This is a genomic window from Mesorhizobium sp. B2-1-8 (assembly GCF_006442545.2).
Lineage (GTDB): Bacteria > Pseudomonadota > Alphaproteobacteria > Rhizobiales > Rhizobiaceae > Mesorhizobium.
Genome location: NZ_CP083952.1, coordinates 2,055,557 through 2,078,962, shown reverse-complemented (window position 1 = coordinate 2,078,962; position 23,406 = coordinate 2,055,557). Strand labels below are relative to the sequence as shown.

Annotated in this window: 20 protein-coding genes; 5 read left to right on the top strand and 15 right to left on the bottom strand. The window is 64.4% G+C overall.

Features of this window, described 5'->3' with window-relative positions; genetic code table 11:
* Positions 1 to 525 precede the first annotated feature (525 nt).
* The 8 genes from atzF to FJ970_RS10135 are packed head-to-tail and all read right to left on the bottom strand — an operon-like array spanning position 526 to position 8,854.
* On the bottom strand, positions 526 to 2,376 hold the full coding sequence (gene atzF / locus FJ970_RS10170) for an allophanate hydrolase (protein WP_140755798.1): 1,851 nt from the start codon (positions 2,374 to 2,376) through the stop codon (positions 526 to 528).
* On the bottom strand, positions 2,373 to 2,723 hold the full coding sequence (locus FJ970_RS10165) for a cupin domain-containing protein (protein ID WP_027144369.1): 351 nt from the start codon (positions 2,721 to 2,723) through the stop codon (positions 2,373 to 2,375). Before FJ970_RS10165 ends, atzF begins: the two co-directional genes overlap by 4 nt.
* Positions 2,716 to 3,384, bottom strand: coding sequence for a cysteine hydrolase family protein (locus FJ970_RS10160; RefSeq protein WP_140755800.1), 669 nt, complete (start codon positions 3,382 to 3,384; stop codon positions 2,716 to 2,718). Before FJ970_RS10160 ends, FJ970_RS10165 begins: the two co-directional genes overlap by 8 nt.
* A complete protein-coding gene (locus FJ970_RS10155) occupies positions 3,384 to 4,913 on the bottom strand; it encodes an ABC transporter ATP-binding protein (protein ID WP_140755802.1) in 1,530 nt (509 codons plus the stop codon). The genes FJ970_RS10160 and FJ970_RS10155 overlap by 1 nt, the downstream gene beginning before the upstream one ends.
* A gap of 10 nt (positions 4,914 to 4,923) precedes the next feature.
* Positions 4,924 to 5,643 (bottom strand): cysteine hydrolase family protein, encoded by a 720-nt coding sequence (locus FJ970_RS10150; protein WP_140755804.1) that lies wholly within the window; start codon positions 5,641 to 5,643, stop codon positions 4,924 to 4,926.
* Positions 5,640 to 6,566: an ABC transporter permease gene (locus tag FJ970_RS10145; RefSeq protein ID WP_140755806.1), complete on the bottom strand. Its 927-nt coding sequence runs from the start codon at positions 6,564 to 6,566 to the stop codon at positions 5,640 to 5,642. Before FJ970_RS10145 ends, FJ970_RS10150 begins: the two co-directional genes overlap by 4 nt.
* Complete coding sequence (locus FJ970_RS10140) at positions 6,566 to 7,681, bottom strand: ABC transporter permease (RefSeq protein WP_227792163.1); 1,116 nt, start codon at positions 7,679 to 7,681, stop codon at positions 6,566 to 6,568. Before FJ970_RS10140 ends, FJ970_RS10145 begins: the two co-directional genes overlap by 1 nt.
* A gap of 45 nt (positions 7,682 to 7,726) precedes the next feature.
* Positions 7,727 to 8,854 carry a BMP family ABC transporter substrate-binding protein gene (locus FJ970_RS10135; protein WP_140755810.1) on the bottom strand — a complete coding sequence of 376 codons (1,128 nt, stop codon included), beginning with the start codon at positions 8,852 to 8,854 and terminating at the stop codon, positions 7,727 to 7,729.
* Between the two features lie 316 nt (positions 8,855 to 9,170).
* Between FJ970_RS10135 and FJ970_RS10130 the strand changes: the two genes are divergently transcribed.
* Together FJ970_RS10130 and FJ970_RS10125 are read left to right on the top strand one after the other, a co-directional pair.
* Entirely contained in the window at positions 9,171 to 9,845 is a 675-nt protein-coding gene (locus FJ970_RS10130; protein WP_140755812.1) for a GntR family transcriptional regulator, read from the top strand.
* A gap of 410 nt (positions 9,846 to 10,255) precedes the next feature.
* Positions 10,256 to 11,557, top strand: a complete 1,302-nt coding sequence (locus tag FJ970_RS10125) for an Nramp family divalent metal transporter (RefSeq protein WP_415752042.1) — start codon at positions 10,256 to 10,258, stop codon at positions 11,555 to 11,557.
* A gap of 270 nt (positions 11,558 to 11,827) precedes the next feature.
* Here the strand turns inward: FJ970_RS10125 and FJ970_RS10120 are convergent, their stop codons facing one another.
* The 7 genes from FJ970_RS10120 to FJ970_RS10090 form a co-directional block, all read right to left on the bottom strand.
* Entirely contained in the window at positions 11,828 to 12,376 is a 549-nt protein-coding gene (locus tag FJ970_RS10120) for an invasion associated locus B family protein (RefSeq protein ID WP_140755816.1), read from the bottom strand.
* 69 nt (positions 12,377 to 12,445) lie between these two features.
* A complete protein-coding gene (locus FJ970_RS10115) occupies positions 12,446 to 12,907 on the bottom strand; it encodes a DUF4189 domain-containing protein (RefSeq protein WP_140755818.1) in 462 nt (153 codons plus the stop codon).
* A 46-nt stretch (positions 12,908 to 12,953) separates the two neighbouring features.
* Complete coding sequence (locus tag FJ970_RS10110) at positions 12,954 to 13,646, bottom strand: hypothetical protein (protein WP_140755820.1); 693 nt, start codon at positions 13,644 to 13,646, stop codon at positions 12,954 to 12,956.
* Positions 13,647 to 13,659: 13 nt separating this feature from the next.
* Complete coding sequence (locus FJ970_RS10105) at positions 13,660 to 14,208, bottom strand: invasion associated locus B family protein (protein ID WP_140755822.1); 549 nt, start codon at positions 14,206 to 14,208, stop codon at positions 13,660 to 13,662.
* A gap of 91 nt (positions 14,209 to 14,299) precedes the next feature.
* The gene (locus FJ970_RS10100; protein WP_140755824.1) at positions 14,300 to 18,754 is read right to left on the bottom strand and encodes a YadA-like family protein; all 4,455 of its coding nucleotides are present in this window, start codon (positions 18,752 to 18,754) and stop codon (positions 14,300 to 14,302) included.
* A gap of 197 nt (positions 18,755 to 18,951) precedes the next feature.
* The gene (locus FJ970_RS10095; RefSeq protein ID WP_227792068.1) at positions 18,952 to 19,371 is read right to left on the bottom strand and encodes an AraC family transcriptional regulator; all 420 of its coding nucleotides are present in this window, start codon (positions 19,369 to 19,371) and stop codon (positions 18,952 to 18,954) included.
* Positions 19,372 to 20,020: 649 nt separating this feature from the next.
* On the bottom strand, positions 20,021 to 20,209 hold the full coding sequence (locus FJ970_RS10090; protein WP_181178313.1) for a hypothetical protein: 189 nt from the start codon (positions 20,207 to 20,209) through the stop codon (positions 20,021 to 20,023).
* Between the two features lie 320 nt (positions 20,210 to 20,529).
* On the opposite strand from FJ970_RS10090, the gene FJ970_RS10085 reads away from it, so the two are divergent.
* The 3 genes from FJ970_RS10085 to FJ970_RS10075 all read left to right on the top strand — a co-directional run bounded on the left by FJ970_RS10085 (position 20,530) and on the right by FJ970_RS10075 (position 23,368).
* A complete protein-coding gene (locus FJ970_RS10085; RefSeq protein WP_140755828.1) occupies positions 20,530 to 21,993 on the top strand; it encodes a phospholipase D-like domain-containing protein in 1,464 nt (487 codons plus the stop codon).
* 141 nt (positions 21,994 to 22,134) lie between these two features.
* The gene (locus FJ970_RS10080) at positions 22,135 to 22,935 is read left to right on the top strand and encodes an endonuclease/exonuclease/phosphatase family protein (protein ID WP_140755830.1); all 801 of its coding nucleotides are present in this window, start codon (positions 22,135 to 22,137) and stop codon (positions 22,933 to 22,935) included.
* Positions 22,936 to 23,047: 112 nt separating this feature from the next.
* Positions 23,048 to 23,368 carry a hypothetical protein gene (locus FJ970_RS10075; RefSeq protein ID WP_140755832.1) on the top strand — a complete coding sequence of 107 codons (321 nt, stop codon included), beginning with the start codon at positions 23,048 to 23,050 and terminating at the stop codon, positions 23,366 to 23,368.
* Positions 23,369 to 23,406: the final 38 nt, after the last annotated feature.

Here is a 23,406-nt window from a genome sequence, read left to right as displayed (position 1 = left end):
GAGCGCCCAAAAAGGGCGGTCGGCGGCTCTCTCGCGGGAACGAAAAAAGAAGAGAAGCAGAACTTTCGTGCACAATTTTTGCGCACGAATACTGATAACTTACTGATATTATTTGTGTATCCTTCCCATCCGTCATTCGCGACGAGTCGTGATTTTCGACCTCGTGACGCTCAATCCCGACTTGCTGTCATGCTTGCCGACGATAGCAAAAGAGCGCCCGCTCAATAGTCGGTCTTGCGATGTAGCGGTCTGCCGCTACCAAAATCCATTAAGATATTGAAATATAGAAAGAATTTTTTCTCGATGGTAGCACTTGCGGTTGAAATTGGCCGACAATTTCAATGCAGCACACCGCGCGTAAGTAACTTCAGAGGCGATGACGAGCAACACGTTTCTTCCTGAACGCCCGCGCATCTGATCATCGCGGGTTCATGAGATAGGAAGCGTTGTGCAACTGTTTGTCGAGAAGGACGCCTCCACCGGCGTGCGATAGGCCAGTCCGACAAGGCCAGCCTTGCGCGACAATCAGATCGGGACGCCAGCGGGCCAGTTCTGCCGCTTTTCACTTTGGTCGGCCATGTCTTTGCTGCGTGCGACAAAGCGGCGCCAGCCGCCGAATGAGGAGATGTCGGAGGCACCGTCCAAGCCCGCGCTTTCGACCAGAAAACCCTTGGCGGGGGTGCCGTCGTCGAGTTCGACCGTGCCGATGCCGAGCGGAGCCGGAATAGCGGCGACGAAACGGCCGAAGGCCTCCGGCCCAAGCCGCCAGACCTCGACGTCGATCCGCATGCCGCCATCGGCAACGCGGATCAGGCCGGGCTTGGGCACGGACTGGCCGGCCAACGCATAGAGCTTGTAGGCGGCGGCGGTCCTGGTCGCTCGCAGGAATTGTGCGCCGAGCTGGTTGAGCTGGCCGTTGAGCGGCATGCCCGAGAGATGCGCGCCGACGACCACCAGGTCGATCATGCCGTCGCAGGGCGGCACGGCGGCCGGCCGCGGGCCGGGCTGCGGCCAACCCGTTGCGCCGAGCGGCAGGCCGCTCTGCGCATGCAGGTCGCGGGCGAGCATCGCCGTCAGCGCATCGCGGCCGGCCGGCGCCAGCAAGGTGACGCTCATCGGCAGGCCGTCGCCGCGCCTGCCGGTCGGGACGGCGATGCCGCACATATCGAGCAGGTTGACGAAGTTGGTGTAGGTGCCAAGCCGGCTGTTGGTCGCGACCGGATCGGCAAGCACCGCGGCTGTAGTGTAATGCGTAGGCGCGGTCGGCACGCAGAAGAGGTCGACCGAGGCGACGACCGGGGCGAGCTTCGCCCTGTAGGCCTGCAAGGCATAGAGGCCGCGAAAGGCGTCCGCCGCCGAAAGACTTCTGGCGCCGCCGATGATCTTGCGCGTCACCGGATGCATGGCGGCCTCGTTGGCATCCATGAAGTCGCGGATCGCCGCGTAGCGCTCGGCGACCCAGGCGCCTTCGTAGAGAAGATTGGCGGTGGCATAGAAATCCCCGAACGGAATTTCGACCAGCCGGCAGCCAAGCGTTTCCAGAAGGCCAAGTGCTGTCTCGAAGCCGGCCTGCATCGAAGCGTCGCCGAAGAACTTCAGGTCGCTCTTCGCCGGCACCCCGACGCTCAGCACGGGCGGCCGGGCGGCAAGCGCCGGCACCTTGATCGCGCGCGAATAGTCGTCGGCCGGGTCCTCGGCCGCCGCGACGGCGAACACCGCATAGGCGTCGTCGACGGTGAGTGCGAACACGGAGATGCAGTCAAGTGTGCGGCAGGCTGGCACCACGCCGGCGGCGGAGAGCGCGCCGACTGTCGGCTTAAGCCCGACGATGTTGTTGAGGCCGGCGGGGATGCGGCCGGACCCGGCCGTGTCGGTGCCGAGCGCGAAGGAGACGATGCCACGCGCCGTCGCCACCGCTGACCCTGAGGACGAGCCGCCAGGCACCAGGCTGGCATCGACGGCGTTCCTTGGGATCGGGTAAGGCGTGCGAACGCCGACCAGTCCGGTGGCGAACTGATCGAGATTGGTCTTGCCGACGACCAGCGCGCCAGCCGCCTTCAGCCGCGCCACGACAGTAGCGTCCGTCTCCGGCACATAGGCATATTCGGCGCAGGCTGCTGTGGTCGGCATGCCGGCGACATCGATATTGTCCTTGACCGCGAACGGCACGCCCCACAGCGGCTTGGCCACCGGATCGAACGGTCCGAGCGTTTGCGCCTGCGCCAGCATGTCCGCCTTGCTGGCGAGATGGATGAAGATGCCGGGATCGTCAGCCGCCACGATGCGGGCATGCACGGCATCGATCATATCCGCGACAGTCACGCCGCTGGCATAGGCCGCGTGCAGACTGATGATATCGAAGCGGATCTCGCTCATGTGGCCTCCCCCAGAATAATTACCGGCAGGTCCCACTGGATCAGCACGACGCAGCCGTCCTTCGTCCACACCGAATGCTCGGTCCCGACCGGGTTCAGGATGACGCTGCCCCGGGGATAATCGCCGTTCTCGTCGCTCTGTGTGCCCTCGAGCACGACAATGGTTTCCAGGCCGACATGGCGGTGGCGCGGCACGCCGGCTCCGGCCCGATAGTCGAGGATTGCCACCGACGGCTCGACCGGTCCGCCCTTGAGCAGCCAATGCACGGTGATGCCGTCGCGAAAAGGCTCGAACGCCAGCTCGCGCCAGCCGCCACCGACGAGGCCGGCAAAACTCAGATTAGCCATTCGCGATTCCCTGCAGCACCTGGTCGGTCATCGCCGTCCAGCCGACGATCGCGCCCTGGGCGCGGATCATGGCGATGGCCGCCGCCTTGAACTCCGGAAAATAGCTTTCCGTCGCATCTTCGGCGAGCAGGCACTCATAGCCGCGATCATTGGCCTCGCGCATCGTCGTCTGCACGCAAACCTCGGTGGTGACGCCGGCGAAAACCAGTTGCCGAGCGCCAAGCCGCTTCAGCTCGTCACCGAAGCCGGTCGCATAGAAGGCGCCCTTGCCCGGCTTCTCGATGACGATCTCGCCGGGCAGCGGCGTAAGTTCGGCGATGATCGCGGTGCCCGGCTCGCCCGATATCAGCACGCGGCCCATCGGCCCGACATCGCCGATGCGGATCGACGGATTGCCGCGGTTGCGCTTGGCGGGCGGCAGGTCGGAGAGATCGGCGCGGTGGCACTCCATCGTATGGATCACAGGCAGGCCGGCGGCGCGGAACCCCTCGATCAGCTTCTTCACTGTCGGCACGATCGCCTGGATGCGGCCGACATCGTTGCCGAGGCTGGCGCCGAAGCCGCCGGGCTCGGCGAAATCGCGCTGCATGTCGATGACGACCAGCGCCATCGTGTCGGGCTTGAACGCAAAGGCGAACGGCTGCGCGTCGATTTGCGCCATCAGTGATGTCCCGCCATATGCTCGCCGATGGTCTGTACGCTCGCGCCGGCGGTCGGCGTCTCATAGACCAGCGCGCCATCCGACATGACGAAAATGCGGTCGGACAATTCCAGCAGCTCGTCGAGGTCTTCCGACATCAACAGCACGGCCGCACCCGCATTGCGCGCCTTCATGATGCGGGCGCGGATTTCGGCCACCGCCGAGAAGTCGAGGCCGAAGCAGGGGTTGGAGACGATCAGCAGGTCGACCTCGCCGGTCAGTTCGCGCGCCAGCACCGCGCGCTGCACATTGCCGCCCGACAACGCGGCGATGGGCGAGGACAGCGAAGCGGTCTTGATCTTGAACTGCTCGACTAGGCGGGCGCTGAAGGCGCGGATGGCGCTGGTGCTGATCCAGTTCACCGGCCTGCCATTGCCGTCCATGTCGAAGGTGCGGAAGGAGATGTTTTCGGCCACCGTCATTTTCGGCGCGCAGGCATTCTTGAGCGGCTCCTCGGGAATGAGACGCACATTGAGCGCCCGCGCCTCGGCGCGCGTCGCCGCATAGGCGGCACCGCGCACCAACACTTCGCCGGCGTCACGCGGACGCTGGCCGGCCAGCACTTCCAGGAATTCCTTCTGGCCGTTGCCGGAAATGCCGGCGATGCCGACGATCTCGCCCGAGCGCACGCCGAGGTCCTCGATGCTGATCGACTTCAGCCCGGTTCGATCCGGCGCCTTCAGCGATTTGACCTTGAGCACGATCTCGGCATCGCGTTTCGGCGTCGCGCGGCTGTCAAGCGTGGCGATCGGCTGGTCGCCGATCATCATCGCCGCCATCGCCTTGCGGCCGAGGTCGGCGACGCGGCCGGCCCCGGTAAGCTTGCCCTTGCGCAGCACGCTGACATCGTCGGCGAAGGCAGTGACCTCATGGAATTTGTGCGAGATCATCAGCACGGTGAGGTCGCCGGCCTTGGTCATGTCGCGCACCAGCCCCAGCACCTCCTGCGCCTCGCCGGGCGTCAGCACCGAAGTCGGTTCGTCCAGCACCAGGAAGGAGCGGCCGAGATAGAGCTGTTTGATGATTTCGAGCTTCTGCTTCTCGCCGGCCGCAAGCTCCGCCACTTTGACGTCGAGCGGCAGCTTGAACGGCATGCGCTCCATGAACATGGCAAGATCGCCCCGCTCCTTGCGCCAGTCGACAATGCCGGGCACCTTTTCGCGCGAGATGACGAGGTTCTCCGCTCCGGTCAGCGACGGCACCAGCGTGAAGTGCTGGTAGACCATGCCGAGCCCGAGCGCCGAGGCATCCCTGGGGCTGGCAATCTTGACCTCCCGGCCATCGACCAGCATGTCGCCGGAGGCCGGGTGATAAAAACCCATCATGCATTTGACCAGCGTCGACTTGCCGGCGCCGTTCTCGCCGAGCAGCGCGTGGAAGGAACCTGCCGGCACGTTCACCGACACGGCATCCAGCGCCATGAAGCCGCCGAAGCGCATGGTCATGCCGATGGTTTCGACGCCGACGGCCTTTCTGACGCTGCCACTCATAGCGCCCTCCTCACGGCAGTTGCGCGACGAGCGCCTTCGAATTCGACACCGTGCCGAAGACGCCGCCCTGCATCTTGATCATCTTGATCGCCGCAAGATGGTTGCCGTGGTCGGTCGCCCCGCAGCAATCCGCCAGCATCATGCATTCATAGCCGCGGTCGTTGGCCTCACGCATGGTGGTGTGCACGCAGACATCCGTGGTGATGCCGGTGAGCACGATGTTCTCGATACCGCGCTGGTTGAGGATCAGTTCCAGATCGGTGGCGCAGAACGAGCCCTTGCCCGGCTTGTCGATGATCGGCTCGCCTTCGATCGGATAGAGGTCGGGGATGATGTCCCAGCCCGGCTCGCCGCGCACCAAGATGCGCCCGCATGGACCTGGGTCGCCGATGCCGGCATTGATGCGGCGCGAGCGCCAGCGCTTGTTGGCCGGCAGGTCGGCGAGATCGGGCCGATGCCCCTCGCGCGTGTGGATGATGGTGTAGCCCTTGGCCCGCATCACCGAGAGCACCGACTTGATCGGCTCGATCGGCGCCCGCACCAGCGACAGGTCGTAGCCCATATGGTCGACATAGCCGCCCGGCCCGCAGAAATCGGTCTGCATGTCGATGATGATCAGCGCCGTGTTGTCGGGTCGCAGATCGCCATTGTAGGGCCACGGATAAGGCTCTGCGTCGATCGTGTGCTGGGTGATTTCGGCTCTGGCGTTCACGGGCAAAACTCCAGTCATTTGGTGATCGACAATTCGCCCGGCGCGCCGGCGAGCGAGCGTGTCGGCGACGAGGTGGCGATCATGATAATGAGGGTGAGGATGTAGGGGGCGGCATAGAACAGATAGTAGCCCTGCGTCACGCCGACCGATTGCAGCGCCGGGCCGAGCGCGCCTGCCCCGCCGAACAGAAGGGCGGCGGCAAAACAGCCGAGCGGGTTCCAGCGCGCGAAGATGACCAGCGCCACCGCCATCAGTCCCTGGCCCGAGGAAATGCGCTCGGTCCAGCTGCCGGGATAGTAGAGCGACAGATAGGCGCCGCCGATGCCGGCCAGGGCGCCGCCGACCCCGGTGGCGAGCAGGCGCACCGTGTCGGGGTGGAGGCCCATGGCGCGCGCAGCATCCGAACTGTCGCCGACGACGCGCACGATCAGCCCGGCGCGCGTGTTGCGGAACGCCCACCACAGGACGACCGACAGCACGGCCCCGATGAGAAACAGCACGTTGACGTCGAGCGCTGCCTGCACCTGCGGGATGTCGGACCAGCCGCCGAAGGGAATGGCAGGCAGGTTGGGCGCCTTCGGCTTGATGAACGGTTTGCCGAAGAAGAAGGCGAGACCCGAGCCGAACAGCATCAGTGCAATGCCGATGGCGATGTCGTTGACCTTCGGAAATTTGCAGATCCAGCCATGGAACAGGCCGAAGCAGAGGCCTGCGCCGGCGGCGGCGATCAGGCCGAGCCAGGGCGAGTTGGTCATCACCGCGACCGCATAGGCCGTCATGGCGCCGAAGACGAGCGTGCCTTCGAGACCGAGATTGATGCGGCCGGAACGCTCGGTGATCGCCTCGCCCAGCGAGACGAAAATGAAGGGCGTCGACACGCGGATGGCGCCGCCGAGGATGGCGAGCGGCACGCCCCAGAGCCCGATGCCGGTCGCGTCCATCAGGCAGTCCCCCTCGGGAGATCGGGCCTCGCCCAGAGATCGGGATTAAAGGCCTTGAAGCGGCCGTAGAAGGTTTCGCTGAACAGGATGACGATGAAGATCATGCCTTGCAGCACCAGCACGGTGGCGTCGGGCAGGTCCATGCGGCGCTGGATCAGCCCGCCCGAGGCATCGATGCCGCCAAGCAGGATGGCGACCGGGATGATGGCCAGCGGATTGTGGCGGGCAAGGAAGGCGACGAGGATGCCGGTGTAGCCATAGCCGGCCGCGAGCGAGGCGTTGGCGCTGCCTTGCACTGCGGCGACCTCCAGCATGCCGGCGAGCCCGGCAAAGCCGCCGGCCAGCGCCGTGAAGCCGACGATGAGCGGCCCGACGGCCAACCCCTGCACCTGTGCTGCCCGCACATTGCCGCCGGCGATGCGAGCGGCGAAGCCCCAGCGCGTCTTTTCGATGAGCACCCAGGAGAGGATGCAGGCGACGACGCCGACAACCAGTCCCCAATGCACGTCCATGCCCGGAATGTTGCCGATGCGGTAGATATTCGCCAGCGGCTGGGTCGACGGCTTGTTGAGCGAGGCCGGATCGCGCAGCGGCCCCTCCACCAGTTGGTTCATCAGCGCGATGGCGATATAGGCCATCAGCAGGCTGGAGATGGTTTCGTTGACAGCCCGGTAGTGGCGTAGCGCGCCGACGGCACCGATCCAGATGCCGCCGGCGGCCATGCCCGCTACGCCCATGGCAAGAATGACGATTGAGGGAGGCGCGCCGCTTAGCGCCACGCCGATGGCAGCGGCGGCGACGCCGCCGAGCACGATGGCGCCCTCGCCGCCGATGACGACAAGGCCGAGCCGCGCCGGCAACGCCACGCATAGCGCCGCCAGCAACAAGGGTGCGGCCCGCGACAGCGAGTTCTGCACCGAGAACCACGAGCCGAAGCCGCCCCGCCACATGGTCTCGTAGAGCAGGACCGGCGACTTGCCGACCAAGGCGATGAACAGGCTGAATAGCGCCATGCCGACGATCAGCGCCGCGAACGGAATGACGAATGCCTCCGCCCGCCGCGCCATCCATTCCAGCGCCGCCGGATAGCCCCTGGCGCCGAATAGTGCCGGCATGCCGGCTCCTGTCACCGTATCCGTCATCGCCCCGTTCCCCTCAGATCAGGCGGTCGAGCCGACGACGCCCTCGACCAGATAGTCCATGCTTTCGAGTTCGATGGCGGTCTCCGGGAACGCCTGGCCCGCGGTGGCGACGACAGCGCCCTTGTTGCTCTTCAGCGGTCCCTTGATGACGGCGAAGCCGCCCTTCATCATTTCGGCCAGCGTGGCGTCGAACTGCTTGCGCGCCGGCTCGCCGACGGCGGGGCCGAGCGGGCTCATCTTGACGAAACCGTCGGCCAGTCCGCCGCGCGTGAAGTTGGGCAGCGGCGTGCTGGCCACCAGATCGTCGACGAACATCTTGTAGACCTTGGCCCAGTTCCACTCGGCGCCGGTCAGGTATTTCTCGGGCGCCAGCGGGCTCTGGTTGGCATGATAGCCGCAGACGAAGGCGCCGCGCCCGGCGGCCGTCTCGACCACCACTTTCGGGCTGTCGACATGGCAGGTGATGACGTCGGCGCCCTGGTCGACCAGCGCGTTGGTGGCTTCCGCTTCCTTGACCGCCAGCGACCATTCGCCGGTGAAGATGACCTGGCAGGTGATGGACGGATCGACCGAGCGTGCGCCGAGCAGGAAGGAGTTGATGTTGAGCAGCACCTGCGGGATCGGCTTGGCCGCGACGAAGCCGAGCTTCTTGGTCTTCGAGGTGTGGCCTGCGACCACGCCGTTGAGATACTGGCCCATGCCGATATAGCCGAAATACGAACCGGCATTCATCGGATGCTTGGCCTTGTCCCACATGCCGCCGCAATGGCGGAACTGCACGTCGGGGAATTTCGCGCACATGGCCAGCATGTGGGGGTCGAAATAGCCGAAGGAGGTCGGGAAGATCAGCGAGGCGCCGTCGAGGTTGATCATCGATTCCATCGTCTTCTGGACATCGACCGTCTCCGGCACGTTCTCCTCCTCGACGACGGTGATACCCTCCATGCCCTTCAGCGCTGCGGCACCCTCGGCATGCGCCTGGTTGTAGCCGTAGTCGTCCTTCGGCCCGACATAGATGAAGCCGACCACGGCAGCGGCGGCGAATGCCTTGCTGCCGGGAAAGGCTGCGGAGGCAAGCCCTAATGCGGCTCCGGCGGCTGAGGTCTTGAGCAACTGGCGACGGCTAAGCATGAATCGGTCGGTCATCTCTTATGCTCCCCTAATAGGATAGGACCCTTTCCGGGTCGGTTAACGCCTTCTCAAGAAAGTGCATGCAATCGTTGTGCCAATTCGAGTTTCAAAATTTCATCAATAAAATCAATCATCCTTGTGAGGAACCATGCACAAGCGAAAGGCAATTGCATGCACTTTTTGCCTTGAAAACAGACAATTTGACAAGAAGATTAAAACATAGGCATAGAGGGTGCGGCCGAGTCGGGATCGTGCCGTTCGGCCGCAGGGTTTCAGGGACCTGGAACACCGAAGCACGGGAGGCGAAGCAGTTTTGTCGGGAAAGCGCAGCTTGATCCGGGCGGGCACGACCGTCGATCAGATGGTGAGGGCGATCGGCGACCGCATCGTTACCGGCGTGCTGCGTCCCGGCGAAAAACTCGACGAGGTCTCGCTTGCCGCCCGCTTCGAGGTGTCACGCACGCCGGTGCGCGAGGCGCTTGGCCAACTCAGCGCCATGGGCCTGGTCGAGCGGCGGCCCAACAGGGGCGCCATCGTCGCCGTCGTCACGCAGGAGCACCTCGCCTCGATGTTCGAAAGCATGGCCGAGCTGGAAGGCATATGCGCGCGCTTCTGCGCCGAGCGAATGACCGGCAGCGAGCGCCGCGCGCTCGAGGTCGAGCATCAGGCCTCGGCGCGGCTGGTACGGCTGGGTGCCGAGGAGGACTATGAGTACTTCAACACCGAGTTCCACAGCCGGCTCTATCGCGGTGCCCACAGCACGCACATCCACGAATTGACCGCGACGACGCGCAGCCGGCTGGCCCCCTTTCGCCGCGCCCAGTTCAGGCTGGCCGGACGCCTGGCGAAGTCCTGGCAGGAGCATGACGCCATCGTCACCGCGATCCTGCGCGGCGATGGCGCTGCTGCTGGCAAAGCCGCCAGGGAACACGTGTCCATCGTCAGCGAAGCGAGCGCGGTGTTTGTCGTTGACGGCCATGCACGAGGCGCGCCGCTACACTCCTAGAGGTCACTCGAGAGGAAATGGTTCCACCCGCACTGCGCGCTCATGGCATTGTAGCAGCTCATTCGAATGAGGTTGAGGCATCCCTGAAAACGGTGTTCTCATGCCCAGCACCGCAAGAATATCGCGGGGTTTTCTGAATGTGGGGAAAGGCGGTAGCGCACTCCCGCTATCGGTCCACAAAGCCGTCGACCAGAAGCGATTTGGCCTGAGCCGGCTGGCTCGATTGCTCGCCCGGCCGTCAGTGCGAACGGTGCCGCCCAATGCGCGGCATTCCGATGGGCAAGGCGCCACCGAAAGCAAGATACCAACGATGTTTCAGCAATAGCTAAAGGAACCGAACGGCGATCGCTGAATTTTGCTTCGAGCGGATATCGAAGGGACCGCGTTTCTGGAGCACCTGCATGGGCAACATGAGCGCCGAAGTCTCCGGGAAGCAGAGCAACATTCGGGCAAGAGGGCCATTCCAGCGATTCCTGCGCACAATCGGACCTGGTTTCATCACAGGCGCTTCGGACGACGACCCTTCGGGCATCGGCACGTACAGCCAAGCGGGCGCCCAGCTGGGGTTCAGCGTCGGCTGGACCATGGTATTCACTTTTCCGCTCATGGTCGCGATCCAGGAGATAGCGGCGCGGATAGGCCGGACGACAGGCCGAGGTATTTCCGGCAATCTGGCCCGACACTACCCGTCTCCCCTGATGTATTTTGTAGCCTTGCTTTTGTTCGTCGCCAACGTGATCAACATCGGGGCGGACCTGAGCGCGATGGCTGACGCGCTGCGATTGCTGGTGGGCGGCCCGAGCTCGCTTTACGTCGTCGCGTTCGGCGTGGCATGCGTTTTGGCGATCGTCTTTCTCGACTACAGCCGATACGTCACGATCCTGAAATGGACGACGCTGAGCCTTTTTGCCTACGTGGTGGCCGCGTTTCTGGCTGATATCCCATGGGGCGAGGCCCTCAAGGGGGTAGTTCTTCCCCACGTGGAATGGAACCGAGCGTTCTTCACGACATTTCTGGCCATACTCGGCACCACGATTTCTCCCTACCTGTTCTTCTGGCAAGCCTCGCAAGAGGTCGAAGAGGAGACGATCGACCCGAAGGCCAAGCCGCTAAAGCGGGCACCATGGCAAGCGACCCGTGCCTTCCAGCGCATTCGCGCCGACACCTTGGCGGGCATGGCTTTTTCGAACCTGATAGCCATTGCAATCATCGTTACAACGGCCGCCACCCTGCACGAGGCCGGAGTGACCGACATCAATTCCTCCACCGATGCGGCCAAGGCCTTGGAGCCGGTCGCGGGCAAATTCGCATTTGTGATCTTTGCAATGGGGATTGTCGGCACGGGCCTTCTGGCGGTGCCGGTTCTCGCGGGTTCGGCCGCATTCGCCGTGGGCGAGGCGCGCCGTTGGCCAGTGGGACTGGAGCGCAAGCCGAAGCACGCGATAGCATTTTATGCGACCTTGGCCGCCGCGGTGGTGCTGGGAATGGGTATCATGCTCACGCCGATCGATCCGATCAAGGCGCTTTACTGGAGCGCCGTCATCAACGGCATATGCGCCGTCCCAGTCATGGTCGTCATGATGCTGATGACCGGACGTTGCGACATCATGGGCGAATTCCCCGTTGAGGGTTGGCTGCGCCTCCTCGGATGGCTCGCGACGATCGCAATGGGACTGTCCGTGGTCGGCCTCGCGCTGCAATGGGCCTTTTGAATGGCCGATCGGGTGGGAGGTGCTTGCTGCAACGGTCATGGCCAGGCTGGAAAGCGGGCGAAGGAACCCAGCCACGAGAAGATTCATCGAGCCGCCCTGGCAGGCACCTGCCGGCACCATACTAGTCTAGCAACCCGGCAAGCCAACGAGGGAAATACCTTGAAGCTTGCACCGCCGGTTCCGCATGTGGATGTCAGAGCTGGCAGACGGCTTTCGCCCGACCGCACCGTCTGCGATTTCGAGCCAGGGCCGGTCCGCCCGGGCCGCTCGTCAACGTGCGCTGAGCGCGGCCATGCGATCAAGGGCGGCGCCGAGGCCTTTCAGCGACACCGGAAAACTCAGCGGGGTCTCGGCCGCGGTGGTGACGTTGAGCTTGAGCTCGGTGCCTGCCTTGAGCCTCTGCGCCAGCGCCCGGTCGATCGGAAACAGCGCCACGCAGCCATTCGGCAGGCAGGACCTGAACTTCAGAGGTCCGACGGGCTGCTGGTCGTCGATCTGCGCCGCCACGCCGGGCTCGAACAGGATGCCGAAGGGCAGCAGCAAGGTTCCGGTCAATCCGCCCTTCTGCCCCACGCGCAGTTCCACGGCCAGAAGCCTCTGGCCGTTTTTCTGCGTCTGGTCCTGCGTGACCGTGCAGACCCGGGCATTGTCCTGCATGCCGCAGGCCAGTTGCCAGTCCTGATAGGTTTCCTGGAGGGACGATGCGCCGTTCGGAAGCGACGCCGCCTGCTGCTGTTGCGCGAAAGCAGCCGGCAGCGAAGCAGCGAAGGCAGCCGCGCAGATGGCGATTGCCTTCAGGCAAAAATGTCTACGAACCAATGAATGCGGCCTTCTTTTCGGTGCCGGGCAAATGCCCAAAGTATCGGCTTCGAGAGCCCGTGATTACCGTCACGTACAGACCCATTCGCGGATCTTGCATTGGATCCCCCCTGCCTCGCAGGCCTGCAGGGCGAGATCCTCCGCCTCCCGGCGGGTCTCGGCCGAGTTCACGCCCCATGGGGTGAACCGGTGCTCCACCTTGTCGGCGACGGCGAGCGCGCCGCAATGCTTGTAGGGAAATCCAGTCTCGTCGTCGTCCGTCCAATGGCGGTGATTGCGGAACACGGCAACGACGTTGCAGGCTTTTCCACCGGCATTCTCGCAATATTTCTGCGCTATGTCCTTCGCTTCCTGCCGCTTGTCGGCGCCCCAGAAGAAGCCGTACCTGGTATCGGTCTGGGAGTAGGCGATTGCCGCCCAGATGCCTTTCTCCTCCTGTGGCGGCTCGGACGGCTCCACCAAGTCGGCCGAGACCACCTGCCCGCTCCACAGCAAGGCCATGCACAAGACTGTCAAACGTCGCGATTTCATGGTCCGCAATCCTTTCCAGGGCGTCTCGCCCGTTCGCCTGACATCCTCACTTGGCCGCCGATGCGATGGAAATCACCACGCATGTATTGCCCGTCGGCAGCAGAAGCGCTTCGCCCGTGTTGCCGCCAAGCTCGTACACCTCGACCTGTCCGAGATGGTCGGTGATCTTGCTGCCTTGCGGAAGAACGGACGGAATGTCCGCGCACGGACTGGCGAACGGCGCCACCCGCACCATCGCGCCCTCGCAGCCCGAAGCGGTGGGCGACGCGAAGACCACGCCGGCCGCCGGCCCGCTGTAACGGTCCGTGGCATAGTCCATGCCGACGAAGGCCTGGACGGCGTGCTTGTCGGCGGCCTGGTCGTTCCACAGGGATTTGACACTGTATTTCGTGCCGGTCGTCAAAAGCTGTCCGAGCACCGGAAAGACGGTCGAGCAGGCCTGTACGCCGGCCTGCTTGACGTGCTGGAGGAAGGGCGAGTCCGGCAGTGCGGGAGCGGCGGCCGCCTCGGCCTGTGCGGCCGTCGGGCTGCCGACCAGACCGGCGATCGCGGCATAGTTCGCGCCGGCAAAGCCAATGCCCATCATGACCAGCCCCAGCAGCGACAATCCGACGATGCGCGGCCACCGCCGCGGCGGCTCGACACTGCTCTTGCGGTCCGGCTCGACGATCCTTCTGCGGTCCGGCTCAACGGTCGGATTGCTGCGCGTCGCGGAGATGAATGGGTCTTGCTGGCTCACGGTGCTGCCTCTGTTATTTGACTGGCGCAAGGGCCTCGGACAGCCCCTTGAGCGTTGCGGTGACGGTAATGGTCTGGCCATCGACGGTCGGGTAGGAAATCGCCGGCGTTGCCTTCTGCGCGATCTCCTGGCGCATCAGGGGTCCGACCGGCAGCATGCCGACGCAGACCATTTCGTTGCAGCCATTCAGATGCACGTCGATCGGCTCGGCGCGCCCATCGAACTTCAGCGATACCAGCCCGTCGCTCCTGGCGTTCGGCGCGGTGCGCAGGATCATGTAGGGCTTGCCATCCTGGGTGGCTGCGAGCGACCAGCTGAACGCCATCTTGCCGGCGCCGTCCTCGATCACCTGCGAGACGTTGCAGACCTTCTTGCGCGCCTTGAGGTTCTCGTCGCAGATCAGCGTCCAGTTCTCGAAGGGACGGATGGTGCGCTGGTATTGTCCGAGCTTCGCATCGGGAGGCACGACCACGTCGGAGGGCTTGACCCTGTAGGGCGAAGCCACCTGCCCGGCAGCCGGCGCCAGCCCGCCGGCAAGCGCCAGGCAGGTCAGGCATGCCATGGCAAATCCGGGAAAACCAGATGGTTTCCCCGGATTCGCGTCTAGCCTGTCATGGCCGGTTCGCCTGTTCATTGCCGCCCTGTTGCCCGCCTCAGTTCAAGGTGAAGCTCAGGCCGGCGCCGACACCGACATTTCCGCCTGCCGCCGTGCCGGACACATTGCCACGGATGCGGCCGTCCTCGCTGGTGTAGCCAGCGCCGAAGGCAAAGGCGCTCGAATCCCGCCAGAAGCCACCGCCCGCCGCCACGCTCAGCTTGCCGGGACGGTCGTCATAGCGCAGCGAGGCCGCCGCCAGTCCGATTGCCGCCGCCTGCCGTGCTTCGTCCCTGATGCCACTGATGTCGGAATTGAGCTGGCCCAGTTTCTGGTCGGTATAATTGTTGGCCTGCTGCAACGTCGTGACCGCCACCTGGTCGGTATAGGTCTTGCTCTGAGCCAGGTTCAGGTTCAGCTGGTTGACGTTGACCGCGTCGGTGCCGGCAACGCCGGGGCCGACATTGGAGATGACGACAGGCGCATTCGGGTCGCCGCCCTGCAGCGTTATCTTGTTGGTCTTGGTCGTCGATCCGTCCGGATTGTTGACGGTGTCGTATTGCACGGTGTTTTGGACGGTACCGCCGATGCCGCCGATCGTTTTGGTCAGATCCTCGATCGCCGTGTTGGTGGCGTAGAGCTGCGACCCGTTGATCGCATCGGTGCTGTCGGAAGAAACGCGTCCGGCGGCGACATTGGTGATCGTCCGCTCGGAGCCGGCGTCGCCGACGCTGACGGTTCCGGTCGGGGTCGTCCCGGCAAAGGCGTAGGTCTTGCCGTTGATGACCGTGTCGGACGTGCCGACCGCGGCCTGCGACACCGAGCCCGAACCGAGCGCGACATCGCTGGCGTTGTTGGCCTGTGCGCCCTGGCCAAGCGCGACGGCGCCTTGCCCGGTGGCTGTCGAGCCATGGCCCGCGGCCAGGCTGTCGGTGCCGCTCGCCACGCTCTCCGGCCCGATCGCCACGGCATTGGCACCGCCTGCGACCGAGTCGGCCAGCGTCGAATTCGCGTGGAAATACTTGATGCCGCCGCCATTGTTGATGTTGGTCAGCGCATTGTCGACAGCGGTGAAGCCATCATAGACGGTCGAATAGTTGTTGCCCTGGATGGTGTAGGTCGGGCCGGTGATCGAGCCGTCGGGATTGACCGTGGTGCCGCCGCCAAACAGGTTGGACACGTTTTGCGAGACGCCGCGCAATTGCGAAACGTTGACGCCGTCCGTGTCGGCCGAGCCCGCCGCGACATTGGTGAGCTTGCGTTCGGCGCCTGCGGCGCCGAACGACACTTCGCCGGCGGAAGTCTGCGCGGCGGTCAGGCCAAAGGCGGTGTAGCCGGCCTGCGCGCCGACCGAGGTGATCGACGAGGCACCCAGTGCGACGCTGTTGGCGAAGGTGCTCTGGGCGCCGGCGCCGAGCGCCACCGACTGGACGCCTGAAGCTGTCGAGTCGGTGCCGAGCGCGATACCGTCGGCCAGCATGACATGGGCGTTCTGGCCGATGGCCGTGCCGCCGGGCGCCGTCTGGTCGACGATGGCGCCATTGCCGATGCCGACGCCATTGTCGCCATTGACGACCGTGGTCGGGCCGACCGCGACCGATTCCGCACCGACCGCCAGCGAGTCGCCGGCGGTCGAATTGGCATGGAAATACTTCGTCGAGGTGGCTGAGACCGCCGCGATCGCCCCCGCCAGCTGGCGCACCGTCACGGCGTCCTGGTCCTGCGTGCCGTCGGCGACGTTGGTGATCTGCCGGTAGGCGGTGGCGGTGCCGACCGAAACGGCGCCGAGCAGCGTCTTGTCGGTGGTGTTGTACTGGATGAAGTTCGACGGACCGGCGGCGATCTGCCCGGAAGCGGGAGCGATCGCGCGATCGGAGACCGAACCCGAGCCGAGCGCCACGCTGCCGTCGATGCTGGCCGCGCTGCCGCGTCCGAGCGCCAGCGCGCTGTCGCCGGTCGCGGTCGCCTGGTAGCCGACGGCCGTCGAACCGACGCCCTGCGCGAAGGAATCGGTCTGCGCCAGTCCGGCCTCGTTGGTGCGGGCATAGCGGATGCCCACGCCATTGGCGTCGGTATAGGCGGTCGAGGTGTCGCCGGCGATGTTGTTGATCGTGTTGCCGAGATTGGCGATGTTGCCGCCGATGGCGGCGATGTCGGTGGTGTTCTGCGTCACCTGCTGGTTGGTGGCGAAGAGCTGCGAACCATTGACGGCGTCGGTGGAACCGCCGTTCAACTGCCCGGCCGCGACATTCTGGATCTGGCGCTCGGCGCCGGCCGAGCCGACGGAGAAGGCGCCGGCCGGCGTGCCGCCGGCGAAGCTGTAGTTGACGCCGCCGATCGTCGCGCCGCCGACAACCGTGGTTGGCCCCGATGCCGAATTGAGGCCGATCGCGACGTCGCCGGCATTGTTGGCCACGGCATTCGGGCCGACCGCGACGGAATCGGTGCCCAGCGCCTGCGAATCCGCCAGCGTGGAGTTGGCATGGAAATATTTGATGCCGCCGCCGACATTGATGCTGTTAATGGCGGCGCCGATGGCGTCCACCGCCTGGTTGGTGGCGAAGAGCTGAGAGCCGTTGATCGCGTCGGTCGAGAGCGCGCTGATCCGCCCCGCCGCCAGATTGGTGAGCGTGCGTTCGGCGCCGGGCGCGCCGATGCTGACCGTCGAGGTCGGGTTGATGCCCTGGAAGGCATAAGTGGTGCCGTTGATCACGGCACTAGGCGTAGCGACCGCCGCGACGGTCGTCGAACCGGAGCCAAGCGCCACGTCGCCGGAACTCGCCGCCGCCGTCGCGCCGTCGCCCAGCGCGATGTTGCCTGCGAGGCCGGCAGCACCCGCCGTGGAGCCGTTGCCGAGCGCCACGGAGCCTTGCCCGATCGCCTTGTTGTTGTTGCCAATCGCGACGGCGCCTGCGGCCATGTTCCCGGCCGTGGCGGTTGCCGTGCCGTCGCTGTTGGCGATGTTGTTGGCACCGCCGGTGAAGGCGCCGGTACCGCTGGCATAGCTCGGATCGCCGATGGAGACCGCGCCATCGCCATAGGCGGTGTTGCCGGAACCGATGGAAACGGCCTTGCCGCCGGTCGCCGTCGCGTTCGTGCCGATGGCGACCGACTGGGCCGAGTTGGCTGTGGCGCTGGTGCCCATGGCGATGGCATCCTGCGCGCTTGCATTAGCCTGCTTGCCGACCGCCGTGCTGTTTATACCGCTCGCAGTGGCGCCCAGACCCAGCGCGCTTGCGCTCGCGGCAGTCGCCTTGGCGTTGTTGCCGAGCGCGGTAGCTGAGACGTCCGTGGCCTGGGCTCCGGAGCCTGCCGAGACCGAACCGATCCCGCTCGACACAGCCTGATTGCCCAGGGCCAGGGCAAAATTGCCCGAAGCATTGGAGGTACTGCCGAGTGCCGCCGAGTTTACGCCGCCGGCAGCGGCCAGGCTGCCTACGGCAGTGGAATTGGAAGCGGAGGCAGCCGCTCCCACGCCGAGAGCGGTCGCTTGAACGTCGGTTGCAAACGCGTTCTGGCCGATCGCGGTGCTGGACGTGGCTGTGGCGTTGGCATTGGGTCCGATGGCGGTACCGTATTGGCCTGATGCCTTGGCTAGGTATCCAAACGCGGCTGCGTCGAGGGCCGATGCAACGGCCTCACGGCCGACGGCGGTGGAACTGGCGCCGCTGGCGACGGTGCCCCAGCCTACCGCTGTCGCATAATTGCTGCTAGCCGCGGAGCTGGTGCCGACGGCAGTAGAGTTCCCTCCCGAAGCAACGGATTGGGTGCCCAAGGCGTTGGCGCCGGCTCCGGTGGCCTGGGCTTGAACGCCAAGCGCGACCGTATTGATGTTGTTTGAGATCGTGCCCTGCCCCAGAGCCATCGCACCGCCGGTGCCCGTGGCTTTCGCGTTCAGGCCTAGAGCAACCGAATATTGTGCAGACGCAAGGGATTGACGTCCTATCGCGATGGCGTCGACCTGGGATGCCGTCACATCCGTGCCAATGCCGATGGCGCTCTGAGCGGTGACGCCTGTCCCGGGGGCGGTGCGCGAGCCAAGATAGATGGAGTTTATCGCGGAGGAGATCGTTCCAAAGCCGATCGCGACGGCATTCTGGCTACCAGCGTTGGCGTTGGTGCCTTGGGCGATGGAATCGATCCCTGCCTGCGTTGCTCCAGAGCCAAGAGCGATGCCACGCAGCCCAGACGCGTTGGCGGAAGGACCAACCGCGACCGAGCCAGCGCCAGTCGCTGTTCCGCCGCCGGCCGCATACTGCGCCAGCGCCGGCGTGGCGATGCTTCCGAGACCTGCGACAGCCAGCGCCGCCGCAATCCGGCCGGCGCCGAGCATGCCGAGCCCATGTTCCTTGCGCCCCATCCCGAGCACGCAATGGGCCATGCGCAGCACGGCCATCAGGCGCCGGCGAACGGAGCGCGAGCCCAGATCGGCCCCCGCGATCCAATGCCCGGCGAAATGCGCCGCGCGGCGCTGCACAACAAGCGAGCCGCTCGAAATCCGATTGTCGGTCATGGTGCCCTCTCCGCTGGCCGGCATGGAATCGTCTGACAATTCCAATCCATGACAGGAAGACATGATTCCTGATTGCGGTATTTCATGATATTGCTGTCTTGTGAGAAAAGATCCGAGCAACCGGACAGAGGTTAATAGCTAGTTACCTTAGCTACTGCTTTAAAACCAAGTAATCAAACATTGTCGCGAGCGGCGCCTCATCTAACCTTGGCGTTAAGCTTGCCCACCCGCGCCTGCAGCGGCGTCACCTGCCGGTATTTCTTCATCACGGTGGTAAAATGGCTCTGGCTTGAAAATCCGCTGGAATGAGCGATATCCGCGATCGTCATGCGGCTATCGGCAAGCAGCCTTTCGGCAAGGTCCAGCCGCAGGTCGAGAACATATTGATGCGGCGGCACCCCGAACGTCCTGGCAAACGCCCGCACGAAGTGAGAGGGCGAAAGTGCGCACACCGCAGCCATCTCGGCAAGCGTCAGCTTGCGGGTGAAGTTCTCGCGCAGGAAGTCCTGCACCTTGCGTGCGCCGCGAGGAGAAAGCCCGCCTTTTGCGTTGAACTCCGGCTGCCGGGCCGAACTGATTCGGGAAACCGACCCGGGGAAATGATCATCGCCCGGCATTCTTCGGCCTCCTGATATGTCCCGGATGAAGTTCAACCCGAGGCCTTCTTCCCCGTTCCCCCCAAAAACAATTCGTGATTGATGGCAGCGGACCCGCACCGTCAGGCCCGCTCATGGGATCGATCCGTCCGACAGCGAACAATGCGCAGACCGCATGGACGCAAGCACGATCGCTACGGAATGTTCCCTGGCAGGAAATGTCTGCGAGCCTGGCCCGCCAACGGAATAGATCACGCTTCCTTGCGCGGCCCTTCGCGGACCGGCACTTTCAGGAATGTTGTCCAATCGAGCTGTCCGCTCTCGATCGATGCCCCGGGAAACGCCGCTTTCCCGAGCCTCGTCCGCATGTTTCATTCGCGCTGCCTCAGTCGTCTCGACGCCGTCTCAAATCCCCTTTCCCGACCCGAAGCCAAGGTAACGCACGCACCTTGGCTTGGGAAGAACCCCCACGCGCAAAGAAAAATCTTTATTCGGGAAAAGAAAGATTGGTCGGCGATGACGAGCGTTTCATTTCGCTTCGTGCGAGGTCTTCGCCATCCCGGAATTTTGCCGACCGGCCCGACACGACCGGTCATGCGATTCTGTATTCTCGTCAACCACTGATGGAGGCTGAAGGCCACGCACAGAGCCGGTGATTGACGGCCCGCGGCTACAGATCACCGCGCCGGTTCTCGTACAGATCCCAGGCGAGTTCCACGAAAGCCAGAAGAACGTCGTCCCGGTTCCAGCCGGCAGCCACCGCCGCCTGGACGATTTCATTGATGAGAGGCAGCAACTGGTCCTGGCAGTCGGCCGACATATCGCCGTCGCCCGGCCCTTCGAAGTTGAACGTCATCATCCGGCGCCCCCCTTCGCCTTCAGCCGAAGTGTTACATCGGCAATTTCATTCCCTTTGATATACAACGGATGCGGTTCCAAAGTACAGGAAGCCCTGGAGGACCAAAGCAGCACGGGACGACGCCGGATCACACCGGCTCTATGCTTTCCTGGGGTCAGGGGTGGACGCCGCTTCAGCGTCCTGGTTTGCTTGCTCAAATAACCGTGCGCCAGCCGTTCTCGCATCCGTAGACGCAACCGGCAGCGCCGCGCGGCCAATGGGCGGTGCAGACATCGCCGGCTGCATTGCCTTCTGCGGGCGCTCGCTGGATAGTCCCGGCAATGTTCGAAACCCTGGCGATTCACTGGCCCCGAATACTGGCGATCATCTCGGTGGTGATGGCGACCATCGGCATTGCCCATGCCGTCATGACCAAGGAGGACGTCCGCGCCGCCACCGGCTGGGTCGGCGTCATGGTGCTGTCGCCGATCCTCGGCGTGCTGATCTATTTGGTGGCCGGCATCAACCGCATCCGCCGCGCCACGATCAGCGCACAGCGCCCGCTTGCCGATGGCCTGGTGTCGGCCAAGCATGAGCGCGACGTCGCCGCCGAAGAGGCGTTGATCATCGAGCGCTACGGACAGCGCTTCACCGGCCTCCGGACGCTGGGCGACAGGGTGGCGCGGCGCGCGCTCAATCCGGGAAATGCAATCGACGTGCTGGAGAGCGGCGACGAGGCCTACCCCGCCATGTGCGCGGCCATCGACGGGGCCGAGCGCAGCGTCCTGCTCGAGACCTATATTTTCGACAATGACGCCGTCGGCCTGCTTTTCGTCGAAGCGCTGGCCGGCGCTGTCCGGCGCGGCGTCACCGTCCGTGTGCTGATCGATGCCGTCGGCGCCCGCTACTCCGTCCCGAGCATCCTGGGGCATCTGCGCAGCGCCAACATCACGGCGGATGTCTTCAACGGCAACATCGTCATGGGCCTGCGCCTGCCCTATGCCAACCTGCGGACCCACCGCAAGATCCTGGTGGTGGACGGCACGGTTGCCTTTACCGGCGGCATGAACATCCGCAAGGGTTTTTCGGCGGAGTTCGCCGGGTCGAACAGCGCCAGGGACACGCATTTCCAGGTCACCGGACCTGTTGTCGCCGATCTCTTCTCGGTCGCCGCGGAAGACTGGCGCTTCGCCACCAAGGAGGCGCTGAAGGGCGATGCCTGGCGGATCACGCCGGTTTCACCGCCCGCCGGCCAGCCGATGCTGGTGCGTGCGGTCGCATCGGGGCCGGATGCCAGCAACGAAACCAACCACAAACTGCTGATCGGCGCCTTCTCGGTCGCGCGCAAGTCGATCCGGCTGATGTCGCCCTATTTCCTGCCGGACCGGGAACTGATCAGTGCCTTGATCACCGCGGCGAGGCGCGGTGTCGAGATCGATGTCGTGGTGCCGGCGGTGAACAATCTCTTCCTTGTCGACCGCGCCATGACCGCCCAATTCGACCAGATCCTGAAGAATTATTGCCGCATATGGCGCACGAAAGGCTCCTTCGACCATTCCAAGCTGCTTTCGATCGACGGCGTGTGGGCCTATGTCGGGTCCTCCAACCTCGACGCCCGCTCGCTGCGGCTCAACTTCGAGATCGATCTGGAGGTCCTCGACGCAGGTTTTGCCACCGAGATCGAGACCCGGATCGGATCGGCGATCGAAACGGCCGTCCCTGTCACGCTGGCCTCCTTGCGCGCCCGGCCGTTCATCATCCGCCTGTTCGACCGCATCCTTTGGCTAGGATCGCCCTATCTCTAGAAAAACCACTACCTCCGAGAAAAAACCTGCCTTTAACAAAACGACATGTTTGCCCGATAGCGTGTCGCCGACCATGGAACATAGGCTGAAAGACTCTATTTCTAGGTGCATGGTGAGAACAGCAAGGATGATCGGCGCGCTATGCGAATGAACGGGCGCAGCCTGCCGGCCAGCGTGCTCCTGTCCATTCGCGACAGGCGGATGCGCAAGGCCAACGCCTTGTCGCCGAAGAAGGGTGGCGTCACCGGGACGCTGGTCGCCTCCTACAACGTCCACAAATGCATCGGCGTCGACCGCAAGTTCGATCCCGACCGCACCAGCCGCGTCATCCGCGAGATCGCCCCCGACCTCATCGCCCTGCAGGAGGCCGACAGTCGTTTCGGCGACCGTGTCGGGCTTCTCGACCTGCACCGTCTCGAACTGGAAACCGGCCTCGTGCCGGTGCCCATTTCCGCAACGGGCAAAGGCCATGGCTGGCACGGTAATGTCCTGCTGTTCAAAAGAGGCGTCGTTCGCGACGTGCATCAGATCAGGCTTCCGGGTCTCGAACCGCGCGGCGCCGTGGTGGCGGAGATCGATCTCGATGGAAATCAGTCCTTGCGCATCATCGCGGCCCATCTGGGATTGCTGCGCCGCTCCCGCTCGCAGCAGGCCCAGGTCGTGCTCGATCTCATGAACAGCCCCGACGAGAAGCCGACGCTCCTGCTCGGCGATCTGAACGAATGGCGGCTCGGAAACCGCTCCGCGCTGAACACGCTGCACGCGACCTTCGGCCCGCAGCCGCCGGCAGTCCCCACCTTCCCGTCCAACCTGCCGCTGCTGGCGCTCGACCGGATCATGGCCAACCGGCACGGCATGATCGCGACCGTCGAAGCGCATGACACGCCGCTGTCGCGCGTGGCCTCCGACCATCTGCCGCTGACCGCCTTCGTCCACCTGTAGCACGTGGCCGATAACGCCTTGATGTCGCCGGCGTAGCAAAGCGTGTGTGGATTTGAGCGGAACACCCGGTTCTTCCGCGAGTTTATTTGCATTGAACATTCAGGAGGATGGAATGAAGAAATTGATTTTGGCCTCGATGCTGGCGTTTGCCGCGACAGCGGCAGCGATTGCGCCTACGCAGGCTGCAAGTGTGACAATCCAGTCCGACGACGGCAACCAATATTCCTCGGATGACAATTCCGGAGTGGTCGTTCGCCGTCATCATGTGCGCCGTTATGACAACCAGTATAATGGCGACCAGAACGCTCAGTACGATGACTACGGCAATGACGGTTACCGCTGGCACCACCGGCACCACCGCTGCCACATCGAGACGGTCGTGCATTGGCGTCACCACCACAGGGTGATCGAAGACGTTCGCGTCTGCGGCTGATCGGCGTCTCCTGCTAGGCAGATACTTTTCGCCACCAA

What these genes read in the sequence shown, in the direction of transcription:
- FJ970_RS10085 (WP_140755828.1), top strand. Translation starts at nt 20,530, where the DNA reads ATGTTCGAAACCCTGGCGATTCACTGGCCCCGAATACTGGCGATCATC.
- FJ970_RS10115 (WP_140755818.1), bottom strand. Translation starts at nt 12,907, where the DNA reads ATGAAATCGCGACGTTTGACAGTCTTGTGCATGGCCTTGCTGTGGAGC.
- FJ970_RS10135 (WP_140755810.1), bottom strand. Translation starts at nt 8,854, where the DNA reads ATGACCGACCGATTCATGCTTAGCCGTCGCCAGTTGCTCAAGACCTCA.
- FJ970_RS10150 (WP_140755804.1), bottom strand. Translation starts at nt 5,643, where the DNA reads ATGACTGGAGTTTTGCCCGTGAACGCCAGAGCCGAAATCACCCAGCAC.
- FJ970_RS10155 (WP_140755802.1), bottom strand. Translation starts at nt 4,913, where the DNA reads ATGAGTGGCAGCGTCAGAAAGGCCGTCGGCGTCGAAACCATCGGCATG.
- FJ970_RS10090 (WP_181178313.1), bottom strand. Translation starts at nt 20,209, where the DNA reads ATGATGACGTTCAACTTCGAAGGGCCGGGCGACGGCGATATGTCGGCC.
- FJ970_RS10105 (WP_140755822.1), bottom strand. Translation starts at nt 14,208, where the DNA reads ATGGCATGCCTGACCTGCCTGGCGCTTGCCGGCGGGCTGGCGCCGGCT.
- FJ970_RS10080 (WP_140755830.1), top strand. Translation starts at nt 22,135, where the DNA reads ATGCGAATGAACGGGCGCAGCCTGCCGGCCAGCGTGCTCCTGTCCATT.
- FJ970_RS10075 (WP_140755832.1), top strand. Translation starts at nt 23,048, where the DNA reads ATGAAGAAATTGATTTTGGCCTCGATGCTGGCGTTTGCCGCGACAGCG.
- FJ970_RS10145 (WP_140755806.1), bottom strand. Translation starts at nt 6,566, where the DNA reads ATGGACGCGACCGGCATCGGGCTCTGGGGCGTGCCGCTCGCCATCCTC.
- FJ970_RS10100 (WP_140755824.1), bottom strand. Translation starts at nt 18,754, where the DNA reads ATGACCGACAATCGGATTTCGAGCGGCTCGCTTGTTGTGCAGCGCCGC.
- FJ970_RS10140 (WP_227792163.1), bottom strand. Translation starts at nt 7,681, where the DNA reads ATGCCGGCACTATTCGGCGCCAGGGGCTATCCGGCGGCGCTGGAATGG.
- FJ970_RS10095 (WP_227792068.1), bottom strand. Translation starts at nt 19,371, where the DNA reads ATGCCGGGCGATGATCATTTCCCCGGGTCGGTTTCCCGAATCAGTTCG.
- FJ970_RS10165 (WP_027144369.1), bottom strand. Translation starts at nt 2,723, where the DNA reads ATGGCTAATCTGAGTTTTGCCGGCCTCGTCGGTGGCGGCTGGCGCGAG.
- atzF (WP_140755798.1), bottom strand. Translation starts at nt 2,376, where the DNA reads ATGAGCGAGATCCGCTTCGATATCATCAGTCTGCACGCGGCCTATGCC.
- FJ970_RS10160 (WP_140755800.1), bottom strand. Translation starts at nt 3,384, where the DNA reads ATGGCGCAAATCGACGCGCAGCCGTTCGCCTTTGCGTTCAAGCCCGAC.
- FJ970_RS10125 (WP_415752042.1), top strand. Translation starts at nt 10,256, where the DNA reads ATGAGCGCCGAAGTCTCCGGGAAGCAGAGCAACATTCGGGCAAGAGGG.